This is a genomic window from Mycobacterium sherrisii, assembly GCF_002102355.1.
GTDB classification, from domain to species: Bacteria; Actinomycetota; Actinomycetes; order Mycobacteriales; family Mycobacteriaceae; genus Mycobacterium; species Mycobacterium sherrisii.
This window is the reverse complement of record NZ_LQPT01000072.1, coordinates 80,254-97,259: the sequence shown is the minus strand read 5'-3', so window position 1 is coordinate 97,259 and position 17,006 is coordinate 80,254. Positions and strand designations below refer to the sequence as shown.

The 17,006-nt window shown below is 66.6% G+C and carries 20 protein-coding genes and 1 riboswitch; of the genes, 8 read left to right on the top strand and 12 right to left on the bottom strand.

What is annotated here, in order from left to right:
• Nucleotides 1–56 precede the first annotated feature (56 nt).
• From AWC25_RS12540 to AWC25_RS12525, 4 genes are all read right to left on the bottom strand, one after another.
• Nucleotides 57–677: an alpha/beta hydrolase family protein gene (locus tag AWC25_RS12540; RefSeq protein ID WP_085166868.1), complete on the bottom strand. Its 621-nt coding sequence runs from the start codon at nucleotides 675–677 to the stop codon at nucleotides 57–59.
• Nucleotides 674–1,519 carry a bifunctional hydroxymethylpyrimidine kinase/phosphomethylpyrimidine kinase gene (gene thiD, locus AWC25_RS12535; RefSeq protein ID WP_069401306.1) on the bottom strand — a complete coding sequence of 282 codons (846 nt, stop codon included), beginning with the start codon at nucleotides 1,517–1,519 and terminating at the stop codon, nucleotides 674–676. Before thiD ends, AWC25_RS12540 begins: the two co-directional genes overlap by 4 nt.
• A complete protein-coding gene (gene thiC / locus AWC25_RS12530) occupies nucleotides 1,516–3,174 on the bottom strand; it encodes a phosphomethylpyrimidine synthase ThiC (RefSeq protein ID WP_372513565.1) in 1,659 nt (552 codons plus the stop codon). Before thiC ends, thiD begins: the two co-directional genes overlap by 4 nt.
• Nucleotides 3,159–3,269, bottom strand: a riboswitch (TPP riboswitch). It overlaps the preceding gene by 16 nt.
• 199 nt (nucleotides 3,270–3,468) lie before the next feature.
• Nucleotides 3,469–3,744: a hypothetical protein gene (locus tag AWC25_RS12525; RefSeq protein ID WP_142278808.1), complete on the bottom strand. Its 276-nt coding sequence runs from the start codon at nucleotides 3,742–3,744 to the stop codon at nucleotides 3,469–3,471.
• 63 nt (nucleotides 3,745–3,807) lie between these two features.
• Here AWC25_RS12525 and AWC25_RS12520 point away from each other — a divergent pair, with 63 nt between their 5' ends.
• Nucleotides 3,808–4,068 (top strand): Rv1535 domain-containing protein, encoded by a 261-nt coding sequence (locus AWC25_RS12520; RefSeq protein WP_069401308.1) that lies wholly within the window; start codon nucleotides 3,808–3,810, stop codon nucleotides 4,066–4,068.
• Between the two features lie 10 nt (nucleotides 4,069–4,078).
• Here the strand turns inward: AWC25_RS12520 and AWC25_RS12515 are convergent, their stop codons facing one another.
• The 4 genes from AWC25_RS12515 to AWC25_RS12500 form a co-directional block, all read right to left on the bottom strand.
• The gene (locus AWC25_RS12515; protein ID WP_069401318.1) at nucleotides 4,079–4,516 is read right to left on the bottom strand and encodes a hypothetical protein; all 438 of its coding nucleotides are present in this window, start codon (nucleotides 4,514–4,516) and stop codon (nucleotides 4,079–4,081) included.
• Nucleotides 4,517–4,675: 159 nt separating this feature from the next.
• Nucleotides 4,676–5,482, bottom strand: a complete 807-nt coding sequence (locus AWC25_RS12510) for an exodeoxyribonuclease III (RefSeq protein ID WP_211281043.1) — start codon at nucleotides 5,480–5,482, stop codon at nucleotides 4,676–4,678.
• A 56-nt stretch (nucleotides 5,483–5,538) separates the two neighbouring features.
• Entirely contained in the window at nucleotides 5,539–6,330 is a 792-nt protein-coding gene (locus tag AWC25_RS12505) for a GNAT family N-acetyltransferase, cg3035/Rv0428c family (protein ID WP_085166866.1), read from the bottom strand.
• On the bottom strand, nucleotides 6,330–6,923 hold the full coding sequence (locus AWC25_RS12500; RefSeq protein ID WP_085166865.1) for a peptide deformylase: 594 nt from the start codon (nucleotides 6,921–6,923) through the stop codon (nucleotides 6,330–6,332). Before AWC25_RS12500 ends, AWC25_RS12505 begins: the two co-directional genes overlap by 1 nt.
• Before the next feature lie 278 nt (nucleotides 6,924–7,201).
• Here AWC25_RS12500 and AWC25_RS12495 point away from each other — a divergent pair, with 278 nt between their 5' ends.
• The 7 genes from AWC25_RS12495 to AWC25_RS12465 are packed head-to-tail and all read left to right on the top strand — an operon-like array spanning nucleotide 7,202 to nucleotide 12,426.
• A complete protein-coding gene (locus AWC25_RS12495) occupies nucleotides 7,202–7,510 on the top strand; it encodes a nucleoid-associated protein NapA (RefSeq protein ID WP_003873790.1) in 309 nt (102 codons plus the stop codon).
• 19 nt (nucleotides 7,511–7,529) lie between these two features.
• The gene (locus tag AWC25_RS12490) at nucleotides 7,530–8,009 is read left to right on the top strand and encodes a LytR C-terminal domain-containing protein (protein ID WP_069400657.1); all 480 of its coding nucleotides are present in this window, start codon (nucleotides 7,530–7,532) and stop codon (nucleotides 8,007–8,009) included.
• A 32-nt stretch (nucleotides 8,010–8,041) separates the two neighbouring features.
• Nucleotides 8,042–8,749 (top strand): superoxide dismutase[Cu-Zn], encoded by a 708-nt coding sequence (gene sodC / locus AWC25_RS12485; protein WP_069400658.1) that lies wholly within the window; start codon nucleotides 8,042–8,044, stop codon nucleotides 8,747–8,749.
• Complete coding sequence (locus AWC25_RS12480; RefSeq protein ID WP_198166660.1) at nucleotides 8,730–9,869, top strand: glutamate--cysteine ligase; 1,140 nt, start codon at nucleotides 8,730–8,732, stop codon at nucleotides 9,867–9,869. Before sodC ends, AWC25_RS12480 begins: the two co-directional genes overlap by 20 nt.
• 9 nt (nucleotides 9,870–9,878) lie before the next feature.
• Entirely contained in the window at nucleotides 9,879–10,520 is a 642-nt protein-coding gene (locus AWC25_RS12475) for an LON peptidase substrate-binding domain-containing protein (protein WP_085166896.1), read from the top strand.
• 44 nt (nucleotides 10,521–10,564) lie between these two features.
• Nucleotides 10,565–11,587 (top strand): TIGR03617 family F420-dependent LLM class oxidoreductase, encoded by a 1,023-nt coding sequence (locus tag AWC25_RS12470; protein ID WP_085166864.1) that lies wholly within the window; start codon nucleotides 10,565–10,567, stop codon nucleotides 11,585–11,587.
• A gap of 8 nt (nucleotides 11,588–11,595) precedes the next feature.
• Complete coding sequence (locus AWC25_RS12465) at nucleotides 11,596–12,426, top strand: enoyl-CoA hydratase-related protein (protein ID WP_085166895.1); 831 nt, start codon at nucleotides 11,596–11,598, stop codon at nucleotides 12,424–12,426.
• 84 nt (nucleotides 12,427–12,510) lie between these two features.
• On the opposite strand, the gene AWC25_RS12460 is transcribed toward AWC25_RS12465, so the two are convergent.
• From AWC25_RS12460 to AWC25_RS12445, 4 genes are read right to left on the bottom strand one after another with little or no spacing between them, the layout of a single operon-like run.
• Nucleotides 12,511–13,119 (bottom strand): TetR/AcrR family transcriptional regulator, encoded by a 609-nt coding sequence (locus AWC25_RS12460; RefSeq protein ID WP_244899503.1) that lies wholly within the window; start codon nucleotides 13,117–13,119, stop codon nucleotides 12,511–12,513.
• The gene (locus AWC25_RS12455) at nucleotides 13,080–14,012 is read right to left on the bottom strand and encodes an SDR family NAD(P)-dependent oxidoreductase (protein ID WP_069400662.1); all 933 of its coding nucleotides are present in this window, start codon (nucleotides 14,010–14,012) and stop codon (nucleotides 13,080–13,082) included. Before AWC25_RS12455 ends, AWC25_RS12460 begins: the two co-directional genes overlap by 40 nt.
• Nucleotides 14,009–15,466: an acyl-CoA reductase gene (locus AWC25_RS12450; protein ID WP_084229346.1), complete on the bottom strand. Its 1,458-nt coding sequence runs from the start codon at nucleotides 15,464–15,466 to the stop codon at nucleotides 14,009–14,011. The genes AWC25_RS12455 and AWC25_RS12450 overlap by 4 nt, the downstream gene beginning before the upstream one ends.
• Nucleotides 15,463–16,893: a long-chain-fatty-acid--protein ligase gene (locus tag AWC25_RS12445; RefSeq protein ID WP_069400663.1), complete on the bottom strand. Its 1,431-nt coding sequence runs from the start codon at nucleotides 16,891–16,893 to the stop codon at nucleotides 15,463–15,465. Before AWC25_RS12445 ends, AWC25_RS12450 begins: the two co-directional genes overlap by 4 nt.
• Nucleotides 16,894–17,006: the final 113 nt, after the last annotated feature.

Sequence of the window (17,006 nt, the reverse complement as noted above, 5' to 3'; positions counted from 1 at the left end):
TCGCCCGGGCGTGCTGGCCGACGCGGGGCAGCAGCAGTTGCCGGGGGTTCTGACCGCTACGGCAACAACCGCAGCGCCGCATCGACTGACAGCGCGGGCACATCGAGGACCTTGGACCGCAAATCGTGTCGCGCACCGGCGATTTCGACGACCTCGGTCGGTGCCGCGATCAGCGCCGCAGCGTCACGCACCTCGGCGGGCGTGCCGAACGGATCGGAGGTGCCGTGGGTGAACACGGTAGGCACCCGGATGTCGGGTAGGTGCTCGGTGCGCGGGCGCTCCGGCTTTCCGGGCGGATGAACCGGATAGGAGAACAGCGTCAACACGTTGACGAGTGGCGAGTCCGCCTCGGCGACCACCATCGAGGTCTGCCGACCCCCGTAGGAGTGCCCGCCGACGATCAACGGGCCGTCCGCCAGGCCGCGGCACACGGTGATCGCCTCGACAATCCCCGCGCGGTCGGCGGCCGCCGAACCCGACGGGGGACCTTTGGGGCGGCGCCGCCGGTAGGGCAGGTTGTACCGGATCGCCAGCCAGCCCCGACGAGCCCATTCGTCGCAAACCTGCTGCAGCAGCGCCGATTCCCGATCACCCCCGGCGCCGTGGGTGAGCGCGACGACGCCCCGCGCCACGTCGTCGGGTGGGTGCGCGACGCCCGCGATCGGCTCGAGGTTCATGCGCGCGTCAGCCGGAACAATGGTGAGACGGGGCCGTGGCCCCGGCCCAGCGGGTAGGCCGCGCGCAAGCATTCGGTGACCCAACGCTTGGCGAACGCGACGGCGTCGGGCACGGTGAACCCGTGGGCCAGCGCGCAGGCGGCCGCGGCGGCCAGCGTGTCACCGCCGCCGTGGTCGTTACCGGTGGCTATCCGCTCCGCGTCGAACTCGTGGAAGTCGGCGCCGTCATACAGCAAGTCGCAGCTGCGTTCCGACGAGCGCAGGTGGCCGCCCTTCACCAGGACCCACTGAGGTCCCAGCGCATGGAGCGCCTTCGCGGCGGCGCGCTGGGAGTCGGCGTCGGTCACGTCGATGCCGACCAGCAGTCGCACCTCGTCGAGGTTCGGTGTCACCAGCGTGGCCAACGGAAAGAGTTGGCCACGCAGCGAGTCCAGCGCCGCCGGTGCCATCAGTGCATCGCCGTGCATGGACGCAGCAACCGGGTCTACCACCAGCGGGGCCGTCAACCCGAGCCGGCGCCAGGTGGCGGCCACGGTGTCGATGATGCGCGGCGATGCCAGCATCCCCGTCTTGGCGGCCTGGATGCCGATGTCGGTGACCACCGCCTCGATCTGTCCCGCGACGACGTCGTCGGGAACCTCGTGAAAGCCCTTGACGCCCAACGTGTTCTGCACCGTTACCGCGGTGACCGCGACGCAGGCGTGCACGCCCAGCATCGCGATCGTGCGCATGTCGGCCTGGATGCCCGCGCCGCCCCCGGAGTCCGACCCCGCGATGGACAGCACCCGCGCCGGGGTGATGCCCGGCGGCGGCACGGGCAGAACTGGGGGCGAGAAGGTCACTGCGCCAGCGGTAGATACACCCGGTTACCGTGCTCGGCGAACTCGCGAGACTTCTCCGCCATACCCTCTGACATCGCCGCCTCGATCGCTTCCTCGCTGTCGAGCCCATTCTTGGCGGCGTAGTCGCGGACATCCTGGGTGATCCGCATGGAGCAGAACTTCGGCCCGCACATCGAGCAGAAGTGCGCCGTCTTGGCGGGTTCGGCCGGCAGCGTCTCGTCGTGATATTCCCGCGCGGTGTCGGGATCCAGGGACAGCGCGAACTGGTCGTTCCACCGGAACTCGAAACGCGCCTGGCTCAACGCGTTATCGCGATCCTGCGCGTGCGGGTGTCCCTTGGCCAGGTCCCCGGCGTGGGCGGCGATCTTGTAGGCGATCACGCCGTCCTTGACGTCCTTGCGGTCCGGCAGCCCCAGGTGCTCTTTGGGTGTCACGTAGCAGAGCATCGCGGTGCCGGCCTGGGCGATGATCGCCGCGCCGATCGCCGAGGTGATGTGGTCGTAGGCCGGGGCGATGTCGGTGGCCAGCGGGCCCAGCGTGTAGAACGGTGCTTCCTCGCACCATTCCTCTTCCAGCCGCACGTTCTCCACGATCTTGTGCATCGGAACGTGCCCGGGGCCTTCGATCATCACCTGCACGCCATGGGATTTCGCGATCTTGGTCAGCTCGCCCAGGGTGCGCAGTTCGGCGAACTGCGCGGCGTCGTTGGCGTCGGCGATCGAGCCGGGCCGCAGCCCGTCGCCCAGCGAGAAGGTGACGTCGTAGCGGGCGAAAATCTCGCAGAGCTCGTCAAAGTTGGTGTACAGGAAGGATTCCTGGTGATGAGCCAGGCACCACGCGGCCATGATCGAACCGCCACGCGACACGATGCCGGTGACGCGCTTGGCGGTCAGCGGCACATACCGCAGCAGCACACCGGCATGCACGGTCATGTAGTCGACACCCTGCTCACACTGCTCGATCACGGTGTCGCGGTAGAGCTCCCAGGTCAGTTCGGTCGGGTCGCCCTTGGTCTTCTCCAGCGCCTGGTAGATCGGCACGGTGCCTACCGGCACCGGCGAATTGCGCAGGATCCACTCCCGGGTCTCGTGGATGTTCTTGCCGGTGGACAGGTCCATGATGGTGTCGGCGCCCCACCGGGTGGCCCACACCATCTTGTCGACCTCCTCGGCGATCGACGACGTCACCGCCGAGTTCCCGATGTTCGCGTTCACCTTGGTCGCGAACGCTTTGCCGATGATCATCGGCTCGATCTCGGGGTGGTTGTGGTTGGCGGGGATGACCGCCCGTCCGCGGGCGACCTCGTCGCGCACCAGCTCGGCGGGCATCCCTTCCCGGGCCGCGATGAACGCCATCTCCGCGGTGATCTCACCGGCGCGGGCACGTTGCAGCTGGGTGCCGCGGTCACGAACCAGCCCGGCCCGGGGCGGCAGCCCGGCGGTCAGATCGATGGTGGCGTCCGGGTCGGTGTACGGCCCCGAGGTGTCGTACAGATCGAAGTCCTCGCCGGTGGACAGGTGCACTCTGCGCAGCGGAACGCGCAGCGTGACCCCGCCGGGGCCCTCGATCTCGCGGTAGGCCTTACTGCTGCCCGCGATCGGTCCGGTGGTCACGGACGGTGCGGTTGTTTCTGACAACGTGTCGGTCACTTTCATCTCCCTACGCCGGCATTACCCGGTCAGGTTCGTACGGTCGACGGCCCCAAGCCGTCCTCTCAGCACACTCGGCGTGCGCTCCCGCGCCTGTTTACTTTTGGTGTGGCTGGATAGCCCGCACTGACGTTACCCCCACCGCGGGCGGAACGCCCCGCACGGGGATGCCGGAGCGATCCAAATTACGAAAAGATGCCCGGCCGTCGGGAGCACAAAAGGTTGCTGAATAAAGCATCGCCGGTCGCTGGAGTGGTCGCGGCGGGATGCCGGGACAGGTGCGGCAGCCGAGGAGAACGGTCAAGCCTCTTCCATCGCCTCGCCGAATTCCTCGATGAGTCGGTTGTGGTGGTTGCTGGCCAGCAGGTGCCCGGTCGCGATGACCAGCGCGACCGGCCAGTCGATCAACTCGAGCGCGGCCAGCGCCGCCAAACCGCCGTAGTACGCCAACTGTTCGGGGCGTGGGATCTCGGTCTGGCCGACCAGCGGCAGGTTCACGACGAAGGTTTCGCCTTCGCGGATTTTCTGTACCGCGTCGCGCTGAGACGTCGTGCGGCGAGTTTTCTTTTCCGCCATCATTTGCCTTTCAGTAACGAAGGGTTTGCCAACCCGCCGGGTGACTTCGTCACCGTCGGACCTATGACGCCCAAGTCGACGACCGACGCCCTGGCCGATCCGATCGTTGCGTCACTTGCTTCGGTGCTGAGCGTGCCGTTGTTCGAACTCTATGCGTTGCTGTGGCGGGCCGGGATCGTGCAGATCGTGGAGCCCGATCGTCGGCATCGCAGACCTCCGCGGTTTTCGGCCCGGTCGGGTTCGCGACCGCACGGGCGGTTGTGCCCCGACCCATCGGCACACGGTGTGAAGCGGCCTCGGCGGGCGCAACCCGCGTCGGCGTAGCCGCGTCCAATCAGTTGGTGCTGCGCAAGTCGGCGGCGCCGGCGCGGCGGCCGGTCGCCTTCTTGGCCGGCGATTTGGCGGCGGATTTGCGCGGACTGACCTTTTGCGGCGCGGGCTCGCTGGGCACCGGTGTGAGACTCGCTTTCGGCGGCGCCCCGTTGCTGCGGTTCAACCGGTGCAACACCAGTGCGCCGCCGCCGACCGCCAATAGCACCGGCCACTCGATCAGGCCGGTCACTCCGAGCGCACCGATTGCCAATGCGGCCGCCGGCGTCGAGTGACTTCCCGAGTTGATGCCGCGCTTGATGCCCTCCGCGGCTCCGGTGACGCCACCAACGACTCCATTGACTGCCGCGCCCCCGACGGCGCCGGCGGCTGCGGTGGTGGCTTCCGCCGCGCGATTGATCGTTTTCCCCACGCCGCGGACTGCCCCGCCAACGACACCCATGATGACTCCCTGGTTCTTCGGTCGCATTCGTTGCGGAACGCGTAGCAACATGTATACCCGCCAAACGGGAAGTTAAGGCGGTGACAACAAATTGTTCACGCTTCTAACACGCGAAATGCTGCCACGTTCGAAACGCGCAGACAATGCGCAGCAGGTGCTTTATTCGGGACTCAAGTCGATCAAAACCGGGGCGTGATCGCTGGGCGCCTTACCTTTGCGCTCTTCGCGCACGATCTCCGCGTCCACCACGCGACCGGCCAACGCCGGTGAGGCGAGAATGAAGTCGATGCGCATACCCTGCTTTTTCGGGAACCGAAGCTGGGTGTAGTCCCAATAGGTGTAGACGCCCGGGCCGGGAGTGAAAGGCCGTACCACATCGGCGAATTGCGCGTCGACAATGGCGTTGAACGCCCGACGTTCGGGTTCGGAAACGTGCGTAGCACCGACGAAGAATTCGGTGCTCCACACGTCTTCATCGGTTGGGGCGATGTTCCAATCGCCGACCAACGCGATCTGGGCGGACGGATCGTCGCGCAACCAACCGGCCGCGGTATCACGAAGGGCAGCAAGCCAATTCAGCTTGTACGTGTAATGTGGATCGGCCAGGGTGCGGCCATTGGGCACGTACAGGCTCCATACCCGGACCCCGCCGCAGGTGGCCCCCAGGGCCCGGGCCTCGGCGATGGCCTCCACCTCTGGCTTGCTGCTCCAGGTCGGCTGGCCGTCGAAACCGATCTCCACGTTGTCCAGGCCGACGCGCGATGCGATCGCCACGCCGTTCCATTGGTTGAAGCCGACGTGTGCGACTTCGTAACCCACTTCCAGGAATGGCAGCGCGGGGAATTGACCGTCGGAGCATTTCGTCTCCTGCATGGCGAGCACGTCGACGTCGGCGCGACCGAGCCAGTCGATGACGCGGTCGACGCGACTGCGAATGGAGTTGACGTTCCAGGTCGCCAGGCGCACCCGCGGCGGAGTCGGATGCTGGGAGTCCTCGCCGTTAACCGTGCCGTCGGGCATGATTAGACGGTATCCCAGCCGCCGCGGGCGTCGACGTAGCGGCGGCCGTGGTGCGGCCGGAACCCCAGTCGATGCGCCAAGCCCGCTGCCGCGGTGTCGTTCTCGGCGACTTCGGCGTAGCCGCGGGTAGCGCCCCGCCGAACCGCGCCGGCCAACGCCGCCTCACACCGCCGCACCGCCGACTCGTCGTCGGGGAGCCCCGATACGGAAAGCCCGACCCATCGGGTGCCGTCCGGCGCGTCGGTTACCGTCGCACGGTCGGCGTCGTCCGGTGCAGTGTCACCGAGGTTCGGTGGCGTGGCGGTCAGGTCGCGCACCAACACTTGTTCGGCCGCGACGCCCACTACCCCCGGCGGCAACACCAGCAAGCGGTCGGGGATGGCCAGCCACGGATCGCGACCCCGCTGCTCGTACCACGTCACGATCGCCGGAACCGAGCTGATCCGCGCGGAAATATCCAGGGGCACAGCGGAATTGCGAGTCGGGCCGGTTTCGTCGGCGGCCCGCAGCAGCCACCCGTCGAGCCAGACCCGTTGGCCGCCGGCCCGTGCGGTCGCGGCGGCGTGCTCGAGCGCGCGGATCGCCGAGGTGCGGATCGGTGTATCGGTCAGCACCCGCAGCGCCACGACGTCGTCGGCGGCGAACTCGACGACGGCGCCGGTCTTGGTCTGCACCCGCACCGTCGGACCGACCGCCACCAGGTGGCCGACGGCGTCCGTCAACGGCGGGACCGATCCGGCGGGACGCCGGTAGCGAACCGCCACCCGGGTGCCGAGGTCCGGCCACGAGACCATCAGTGACCGAACGGATCCGGCCCGTCGCCCGGTTTCCAGGACAGGCCGGGCACACCCCAGCCGTGCGATTTGACGGCGCGCTTGGCGGCGCGCGCGTGGCGACCGATGAGACGGTCCAGGTAGAGGAAGCCATCCAAGTGGCCGGTCTCGTGCTGCAACATCCGCGCGAACAAACCGGTGCCCTCGATGGTGATCGGCTTGCCGTCGGCGTCGAGGCCGGTGACCCGGGCCCAGGTGGCGCGCCCGGTCGGGAACGACTCGCCCGGAACGGACAGACAACCCTCGTCGTCATCGCCGGGGTCCGGCATGGTCTCGGGGATCTCGGAGGTTTCCAGGATCGGGTTGATGACCACGCCGCGGCGGCGTTCGGTCGTGCCGCGATCGTCGGGGCAGTCGTAGACGAACAGTCGCAGCCCGTGTCCGATTTGATTGGCGGCCAGACCGACGCCGTGGGCAGCGTCCATCGTGTCGTACATGTCGGTGATCAGTCCGGCCAGATCTGCCGGCAGCGAACCGTCGGCATCGACGTGCACGGGTGTCGTCGCGGTGTGCAAGACCGGATCGCCCACGATGCGAATGGGTACGACTGCCATGGTCGGCTAGCTTAAGCCCGCCGACGATGGCGGCCGCAACGCGGCGGCGGAGGAGGGGGCCGTTGGGTTTAGCCCGCCGACGATGGCGGCCGCAACGCGGCGGCGGAGGAGGATCTCCCAGCCGCGAGACAAGCTATGAAGCCAATCGGCCGACTCGCGGGTCTGGATGACGACTTGAGGGTTCGCGGCGTGATTCAATATTCGCCGAAACATGCCCCTAGGTAAGTCAAGTCATGCGAGCAACAGGGAATTCGGCGGAAGGGTCCAGGGGAAGCGATATGGACAGCGCCATGGCGCGGGCAAATCGATCGGGGGACGATGCTGAGATCGCCGATGGGCTGACCCGACGCGAACACGACATCTTGGCGTTCGAACGGCAATGGTGGAAGTTCGCCGGTGTCAAGGAAGACGCGATCAAAGAGCTGTTTTCGATGTCGGCGACGCGGTACTACCAAGTCCTCAACGCGTTGGTGGATCGGCCCGAGGCGCTGGCCGCCGACCCGATGCTGGTGAAACGGCTACGGCGGCTGCGGGCCAGCCGGCAGAAGGCGCGCGCCGCCCGGCGTCTCGGCTTCGAGGTGACCTGAGTAGCTACAGTAGGGCTCGATGAAAGAGCGCGTGCCCGACTCGACGGGGCTCCCACTGCGGGCCATGGTGATGGTGCTGTTGTTCCTCGGCGTCATCTTCTTACTGCTCGGTTGGCAGGCGCTGAGCTCGTCGGGTAAGTCCGACGACGACTCCGTCTCGGCGGGCTCGAGCGTGACCAGCTCCGCCAGCGCCGCGCCGGCGACCTCGACGAGTCCCAAGCCCGCCAACCAGGCCGACGTGCACGTCTACAACATCTCTGGCAAGGACGGCGTCGCCGGGCGCGCGGCGGATCAACTCAAGGCCGCCGGCTTCAAGGTCGTCGACGTGGGGAACATGTCGTTGCCCGACGTGACGGTGACGACGGTGTATTTCACCGACGCCGAGGGTGAGCACGCCACCGCCGACGCGGTGGGTAAGAACCTGGGGGCCGCCGTCGAACCGCGCATCCCCGCCCTTTCCGGTGAGCCACCCGGCGTCATCGTCGTGGTGACGGGCTGACTCGGAGTCACGCGCCGGGTTAGGCTTCCGCTATGCCTCAGCCCGCCGGTCACCGCAAGGCCACTGTCGCCACCCTCTCCGCCGCCACTGTCGTCGCCGCCTTGAGTGCGTGCTCGTCGCCCCAACACGCGTCCTCGGTGCCGGGCACCACGCCGTCCGTCTGGACGGGATCGCCCGCGCCGTCGGGCTCCGCGGCGGCCGAGGGGGCCAGCGCCGGTAAGCCGAGCATCACCACCCAGCTGCGCGCTCCGAACGGCACCCAGGTCGCCACCGCAACGTTCGACTTCAGCAACGGCTATGCCACCATCACCATCGCGACGACCGGGGCCAGCGGCATCACGCCGGGCTTCCACGGCGTGCACATTCACAAAGTCGGCAAGTGCGAGCCCAATTCGGTTGCCCCCACCGGCGGCGCGCCCGGCGACTTCTTGTCCGCCGGCGGTCATTACCAAGCGCCTGGCCACACCACCGAACCCGAAAGCGGCGACCTCACCTCGCTGCAGGTGCGTAAGGACGGAACCGGGCAGCTGGTGACCACCACGGACGCTTTCACGATGGAAGACCTGTTGAGTGGTGAAAAGACCGCAATCATCATTCACGCCGGCGCCGACAACTTCGGGAACATCCCGGCGGAACGCTACAACCAGACCCTCGGCGGCACACCGGGTCCCGACTCGATGACGATGAGCACCGGAGACTCCGGCAAGCGAGTTGCGTGCGGTGTCATTGGTGCCGGGTAGCAGGGCCGGCTCACACATCGGCTTCACCCGCTCGCCGCGGCCGACCCTCGGTGTTGAATGGGAGTTCGCGCTCGTCGACGCGCAGACCCGTGACCTGAGCAACGAGGCCACCGCCGTGATCGCCGAGATCGGCGAAAACCCGCGCGTACACAAGGAATTACTGCGCAACACGGTCGAGGTGGTCAGCGGGATCTGTGACAGCACGGGCCAAGCGATGGAGGATCTGCGCGACACGCTGGGGCCGGCGCGCCAAATCGTCCGCGACCGCGGTATGGAGTTGTTCTGCGCCGGCGCACACCCGTTCGCGCAATGGAGCACCCAGAAGCTCACCGACGCGCCCCGGTACGCCGAGCTGATCAAGCGCACCCAATGGTGGGGCCGGCAGATGCTGATCTGGGGTGTGCATGTGCACGTGGGAATCTCCTCCGCGCACAAGGTGATGCCGATCATGACGTCACTGCTGCGGTACTACCCGCACCTGCTGGCACTGTCCGCGTCCTCGCCATGGTGGACCGGAGTGGACACCGGCTACGCCAGCAACCGGGCCATGATGTTTCAGCAATTGCCCACCGCCGGATTGCCGTTCCAGTTTCAGACCTGGGCCGAATTCGAAGGGTTCGTCTACGACCAGAAAAAGACCGGCATCATTGACCACGTCGACGAAGTCCGTTGGGACATCAGGCCTTCGCCACGGCTGGGCACCCTCGAGGTGCGGGTCTGCGACGGGGTTTCCAACCTGCGCGAGCTGAGCGCGCTGGTCGCGTTGACGCATTGTCTGGTGGTCGATTTGGACCGCCGGATGGAAGCCGACGAGTCGTTGCCGACCATGCCGCCGTGGCACAACCAGGAGAACAAGTGGCGCGCGGCGCGCTACGGTCTGGACGCGGTGATCATTCTGGACGCCGACAGCAACGAACGCTTGGTCACCGAGGATCTCGCCGACGTGCTGACCCGGCTCGAGCCGGTGGCCAGGTCGCTGCACTGCAGCGAGGAACTGGCCGCGGTCGAAAGCATCTGGCGCGAAGGCGCCTCCTATCAGCGACAGCGGCGGGTAGCCGAAGAGCACGACGGCGATCTGCGCGCGGTCGTCGACGCGTTGGTGAGCGAGTTGGACGTCTAGGCTGGCGTGATGGCGGACCCGGAAACGATTGAGCTGGCGATGTTTCCGCTGGAGGCGGCGCTGCTGCCCAACCAGGACCTGCCGTTGCGGGTTTTCGAGCCGCGCTATGTCGCGTTGGTGCGGCACTGCGTCGACACCGGCGAACCGTTCGGTGTCGTCCTGATCTCCCGTGGCCGCGAGGTCGGCGGCGGTGACGAGCGCTGCGATGTCGGAGTGCTGTGCCGCATCGACGAATGCATCGATGCGGGCGCCGAGCGCTACGCGCTGCGCTGCCGGACCGGCGAACGAATCCGGGTGCGCGAGTGGCTGCCGGACGATCCCTACCCGCGGGCATCGGTGCGCCGCTGGCCCGATGAGGACGGTGCACCGGTCACCCAGGCCCAGCTCGCCGAGCTCGAAGACAAGATCGTGGCGTTGTTCGAGCGCATCGCCGAGGCCCGCGACACCGCGCTGCCGGACCGCGACATGCTGCTGGGCCCGGGCCACCCCGACGCCGGACAGCGGCTGTTCGCCTTGGCCGCACGTATCCCGATCGGTGCGGCCGACCGTTACGCGGTGCTCTCGGCGCCGTCGGCGGCCGACCGGGTCACTGCACTGTGCGAGGCCGTCGACACGGTCGCGGAGATGGTGAAGTTCCAGCTATCGGAATAGCGGTGTGCTTTTATAAGGCATCGATTGGGCGACTGGACGGTTGAATGAAAGTACATCTGCAGGTCAACGGATCGCCGACGGGCGCCTCGACCAGCGCGGCCGAGATCGCCGCGACGGGTGCCGACGGCCTGTTCACCTTCGAAGGTCAACACGACGTCTTCTTCCCGCTGCTCGTCGCCGCCCGGGAGACCAGCCTCGCGCTGATGACCAACGTGGCGATCGCCGCGCCGCGCAGCCCGCTGCACCTGGCCCACGCGGCCTACGATCTGCAGGTCTTCAGCGGTGGCCGGTTCCGGCTCGGGCTCGGGTCACAAATCAAGGTTCACATTGAAAAGCGTTACGGCAGCACATGGCACCGGCCGGCCGCACGCATGGCCGAGACGATCGCGGCGATCAAGGCGATATTCGCGGCGTGGGAAGGCCAGTCGCCGTTGAACTTTCGCGGTGAGTTCGTTACCCACACGCTGATGGCGCCCAACTTCAATCCGGGTCCCAACCCCTTCGGGCCGCCGCCGGTGCTGATGGGAGCGCTGGGACCGATCATGACCCGCACCGCGGCCGAGGTCGCCGACGGCCTGCTCGTCATGCCGTTCAACAGCGCCCGCCATTTCGCCGAACGTACCCTGCCCGCCGTCGACGAAGGACTGCGCCGTGCGGGGCGGCGTGCCACCGACCTGGACGTGATCGCCCAGGCCATGGTGGCGGTCGCCAGCAGTGAAGCCGACCTGACCGCGGCCATCAACGGGGTCGCGTCGTTGATCGCGTTCTACGGCTCGACCCCGGCCTACCGGCCGGTGCTCGAGGTCGAGGGGTGGGCGCAACTGCAGCCGAAGCTCAACGCGCTGTCCAAACAAGGCCGCTTCGCCGAGATGCGCGCCCTGATCACCGACGAGATGGTCGCCCGGATCGGGATCGTCGGCTCACCCGATGACTGCGCCAAGCAGATCGCCGCACGATTCGGCGACCACGTCGACGAAATCTGTTGTTATTTCCCCGGATACACGCCACCGAGTGCCGACGTCGCCGCCCTGATCGATGCCTTGCACCAAAGCGCCATACGACGATGAACCCTGCGATGAACAGCGCGGAAGCCAGCCCGGTACTCGTCGACGTCGAAAGGGGTGTGGCGCTGCTCACGCTCAATCGGCCCGAGCACCTCAACGCGTACACGGCCGAGATGGGCGCGTTGTTGAGCACGGCGTACCGTACGTGCGACGAGGACGACGACGTCCGAGCCATCGTGGTCACCGGAGCGGGCCGGGCCTTTTGCGCCGGTGCCGATTTCTCCGGCGGGGCAACTCCATTCGATAGCCGGCAACACGATGCCACGTTCTCTGCGTCGCCGATCGACCCGCCGGCGTTCGAACTACGCAAACCGGTGATCGCCGCGCTCAACGGGCACGCCATCGGCATCGGGCTGACCATCGCGCTGCAGGCCGATATTCGCATTCTCGCCGGGGACGCCAAATACGGTGTGGTGCAGGTGCGTCGTGGCGTGATACCCGATTGCATGGCGCACTGGACGCTGGCGCACCTGACGAATCTCGGCGTGGCCGCCGAGGTGCTGCTGACCGGGCGCACCTTCGGCGGGCAGGAGGCCGTGGCGTATGGCATCGCGAATCGCGCGGTTCCGGCCGCTCAGGTGCTCGACGCCGCGCTGGAGATGGCCCGCGACATTGCGGTCAACGTCGCGCCGATGTCGGCGGCATTGAGCAAGCGGTTGTTGTGGGACAGCGCGATTCATGGCTACACGCCGCGTCAGGTCGCCTCGCTGGAAACGCAGTTGCACCACCGTGTGATGGGCACGCCCGACGCGAGTGAAGGTGTCGCCGCGTTCGTCGATCGGCGGTCCCCGCGTTTCAGTGGCAGCGTTGCGGCGGACTGGAACGCCCTGCCCGAGCCGTGAGTAGGTGGGCCGGCTTCGCCGAGCCCGTGATTTATAGGCCCTCACGCGCAGGCTGTCTGCCGTTTAGCGGCTCGACGCAATTACTCAGCTCTGCAGCAGGTCGGCCAGCGCGACACCCAGGTTGTGCAGGTTGGTTGCCAGCGAGTAGGTGCGATCGAGCGTCCAGTTGACGATACCGCCCGACAGCGCACCAACGATGATGTCGGCCAAGGTTTCTGCGTCGTGGCGCGTACTGACCTCGCCGCGCGAGACGCCTTCCTTGATGAGTTCGCCGAACGTGGCGTGTAGGTTGAACCCGCGCTGAATGCCGTAGCCGGAGGTGGCGAGCATCTCGCCGATAAGTTCGCGGTACGTGTCGCCGGATTTGACCAGCGTCGTACCGATGTCGTCGAACACCCCGATCAGCCGCGCCGGGATCGGTTGGTCGGCGCGGTCGAAAACCACTTCGTGCAGGTTGATTAGGCGTCGCTCGGCTAACGCGCGGATCATGTCCTGGCGGGTGGCGAAGTGGTTGAAGAACGTCCGGTTGGCCACATCAGCGCGTTCGCAGATTTCCTCGATGGTGGTGGCCGCGACCCCTTGTGCCAAAAACAGGTCGAACGCCGCGGTGAGGATCTTCTCGCGCATCTCTTGTTTGCGCCGTTCTAGTCTACTCATGCGCTGGCACACAGCTTTTCGGACAGCGCCCACCACTCGGCGGCCCGTTGCTCGTCGCGCGCATACGCTGCACCCGTCTCGCCGACGCTGCAGTCTTGCAGATACAGCGCACCCCGACCGGTCAGCTCCGGGCTCACCGCGGCCCATACCTGCGTGGCCGCGCCCTCTTCGGGTGTGGCGAAATCGAGGCGGCCGTTGCTCGTCTCACCCCGTAGCGCGCTGTTGTTTACGACGAGCTTGCGAAGGTCGGAGAAGTCCTCGCGCGACATATACCGGGCCAACGAGGTCGCGACGGCACCCGGATGGACGGCGTAGGCGCGAATTCCCAACTCGCACAGTCGCCGATCGGCTTCGATTGCGTGCAGGATGTTCGCCGTCTTGGCGGCGCCGTATGCCTCGAACTTGTCGTAGTTGCGGTGCTCCCAGTTCGGGTCGTCGAAGTTCACGTCGCCCATCACGTGACCCGCCGAGGACAGGATCACCAGCCGGGCGCCCTCGGCGGCGGCCAGCTGCGGAACCAGCAGTCTGGTCAGCTCGAAGTGCCCGAAATGATTTGTCCCGATCTGCAATTCGAACCCGTCTCGGGTGCGGCCGAACGGGGTGAACATGACGCCGGCGTTGTTCATCAACACATGCACGGTCGGTGTGATCTCGCGTATCGCGGCCGCCGCCGCGCGAACGCTCGACAGCGCGGTCAGATCAAGTTCGACCGTCGACGCTCTCGCGTCTGGCACTTCGCCCCGGACCCACTGCGCGGCGTCGGACAGTGCTTCCTGGTTGCGGGCGGCCAGGATTACGTGGGCGCCCGCGGTGGCCAGTGCGCGCGCCGCCTCGCGGCCCAGGCCGGACGAGGCTCCGGTGATCACACATGTCTTGCCGGAGAGGTCGATTCCCTCGACGACCTGCAACGCGGTCCGGCGTTCGTTCATCGACCGGCCAGCTCCCAGAGCGGGACGACCGTGGCAGGGTCGCATTCTTCGTCGACGATCCACTTGCACATCCGCCGGATCGGTTCGATGGCGTCCTGGGGCATCGCGAGCGCGACACTGCACGCGTAGCCCAGGCTGGTCAGCCGCTGGGCGCCGAACAGCGGCAGCGTGTTTCGCAGCCGCCGCTTGAGCGATTCGGGATAGATGCCGATCGTCTGAGTGTAGGCGTTGACCGCGGCGGTCACCCGGTCGATGCTGTCGACCGGCACGATGTTGGCGACCCGGCCCGACAGCATCGGCGAATAGTCGACCGGCTCGTCGATCTGGGAGACGACGATCGCGCCCTCGCGTCGCTCGCCACCGATGACGCGATAGAAGTCGTCCGTCATGCGCGATGCCTCGACATGATCGAGTAACTCACGGTTGGGATAGCGCGGCGGCGTGCTGACGAGGTCGGGCAGCGAGACGAGTTCTTGATAGATCAACTCGCCGAGCCGGTTCGCGTTGGCCAGGCCCCCGGTGTCGGTTCCGCTCAGCACATAGATGACACGAGCGTTGGCACACCCTTCCTGATTGGCCACGCCGATATCGGTCGCCGCCCGGCGAGCCACTTCCCGCAGGGTGTCGTCGTCGGCGAACGCTTCGGCGCCGATGATGGTCGCGCTGCGTTTCGGATCCAGCGCGATGAGTTCCAAACCCGGTTGGATGTACCGGGTTACGTGCTTGACGGACGCCATACCGCCCCACGCCACAATTTTTTCGACGTGCTGGGGCTGGTAGAGCTTTTCCTCGACCGCGAGGTCGCCGCCCTTCCAGTACCCGACCGCCAGGTGTCGAGTGATCGGGTGGTCGGGCGCGATATCGGCAAGGGTGCGGGCGATCGCGATCGCCGTGAGCGGATCGTTGGACGGGGCCTTGATGATGACGTCGGATCGGGTGATCACCGAGCGCAGGATCGTCACTGCCGACACCAACCCGCCGTTGCCGGCCGGGATGTGCAGCACCCGGGAGCCGAAGGCGCGCACCCGGAGTTCGCGCCCGTCGTGCAAGGTATGCGGGACCCACCCATTGAGGTAGTCCAGCCCGACCTGGCTGTCGGCGATCTCGGTGACGTTCTCCCGCGAAAACAGCGGGCGCAGCACGAGATAGCTGTTCTTCATCATCTCCGCCGGCAGCACGTTGGCTACCAGCGAGGCCTCGTAGGCTTCCTGCAGGTGGGTATTCGTCTCGAAGTCCAAGGCATCGCCCAGAGCGCCCAGCACGTCGAGGATCTCGTCGAAGCCCAACTCGTAGAGGTCGCTCATCTCGCCGGGACTCTTCAGCGGCAGCCGCTCGACGTACTTGCTCATGTCCGGCGCCTGGAACTGCGCGGCGCCGATGCGGGTATCGAACGGCACGAGATCGTCGGTGATGAGCTGCCCCCGCAGGAACAGCGGGACGGTGTAGGCGATCACAGGTCGACACCCTTCATGAAGTTGACCGCCTCGTTGTGCACCTCATGTGTTGCGGCGCAGGTGATCCGGTCGTCTGGGACACCCTGCTTCTCGCTGTAGCGCATGATGTCGCGCTCGAATGCCAGGCTGGCCTGGCCGCAAGGGCATTGCAGGTCCCAGTCGATGGTGACCTCGTCGCCGGAGATGACGCCGCCCCAGTGCGCGCGCAGCAGGATGTCGTAGACGGCCGCGCGTCCGGTCTGCACACCGGTACGGGGAAGTGGCTCGCTGGTCTGCGGGTCGAGCACGAACGGAACGACCCACGGTGCGACGTGGTAGCGGCCCTCGCTGCAACCCCAGTGGAAGGTGCTCGACTCGGAAAAGCCGTAGCCGACCTGAATGCGGTCCACGCCGAGGAAGTCCTGGATCACATCCATGAAATCGCCAGGCAGCGCAACACCTTTCATACCGCCTCCGGTGAGAATCGCGGAGTCGGGCGAGAAGACGTTTCGCACGCCGCGCTCCAGTCCGGCCTTGGCGATGTCGTACATCAAGTGGTAGGTGCCCAGCATGAATACGCGCTTGCCGCGTAACTGCTCGGTGATGCGGGTGAAGAACGCATCCATGTCCTGGGCTTGGCGGGCCTGCATGGCGATGAACTCGTCCTTGCGGGCGGCCAGCGCCGGGTCGATCTCCAAGCGGTCCAGTTCCCCGCGCGACGCCGCGGCGCGCATCTTGGCGGCCAGAAACATCAGGTCGGTATCGACTGCGAAGGGATAGAGCGCGTGAAACCGGGTTTCGTCGCCCCCGGTGAAGCCGCGCTTGATCATGTTGGCAATGCGCAGATGACCGAGCTTGCCGTTGGCGAAGTTCGGCCAGACCACATCGACCGACGGATTGAGTTCTTGGTCGGTTGGCTCGTGGCCGAAGGTCTGGAAAAGACAGATCTTCCACAGTGTCATGCCTTCTGCGGCGCCGCGCTTGTCCTTGGGCAGAATCGAGAGCGTTCCGGTGGTGCCGCTCGAGGTGATCACCTCCAGCGGTGTCTGGGCGTCGAGTCGTTCGATCCAGTCGTCGATCCCGGTGCAGCCTGCGGCATCCACGCCCGACAGGTCGTAGCTGGTGAGTTTGTCCAGCCACCGCGTCATCAGGTCGAAGCGCTTCTTGTCCACCAGTGCGGCCGGATACGACTTGAATGCGGTATGTGAGAACAGCAGCGGGACGACATCATTGAATTCGCAGAGCTCTCGGATGCCGAGCCGGTCGGCCAGGTTTCGCAGCATCTCGATGCGTTCGTAGTGCTCGCGAAACCGGATGCCCATCGCCTCGCGTTGCAGCTCTTCGAGTTCGTCACGACCGATGCTGTGCATCCGGGTGTAGGACTGGCCGAAGAAGCCGATCGGGTCATTCATGAACTCGGTCACCGGCCGCGCCGCCGTACTCGCCATCGGGCCATAGTAGACATTCAGTGCAGTAGAACGCAAGAATGCAGTCTACTGCAATAAACGACGGCGGCCATCTGGTGACCTGCGGACTGATCCTTTGCACGTAGGGCCCGCGT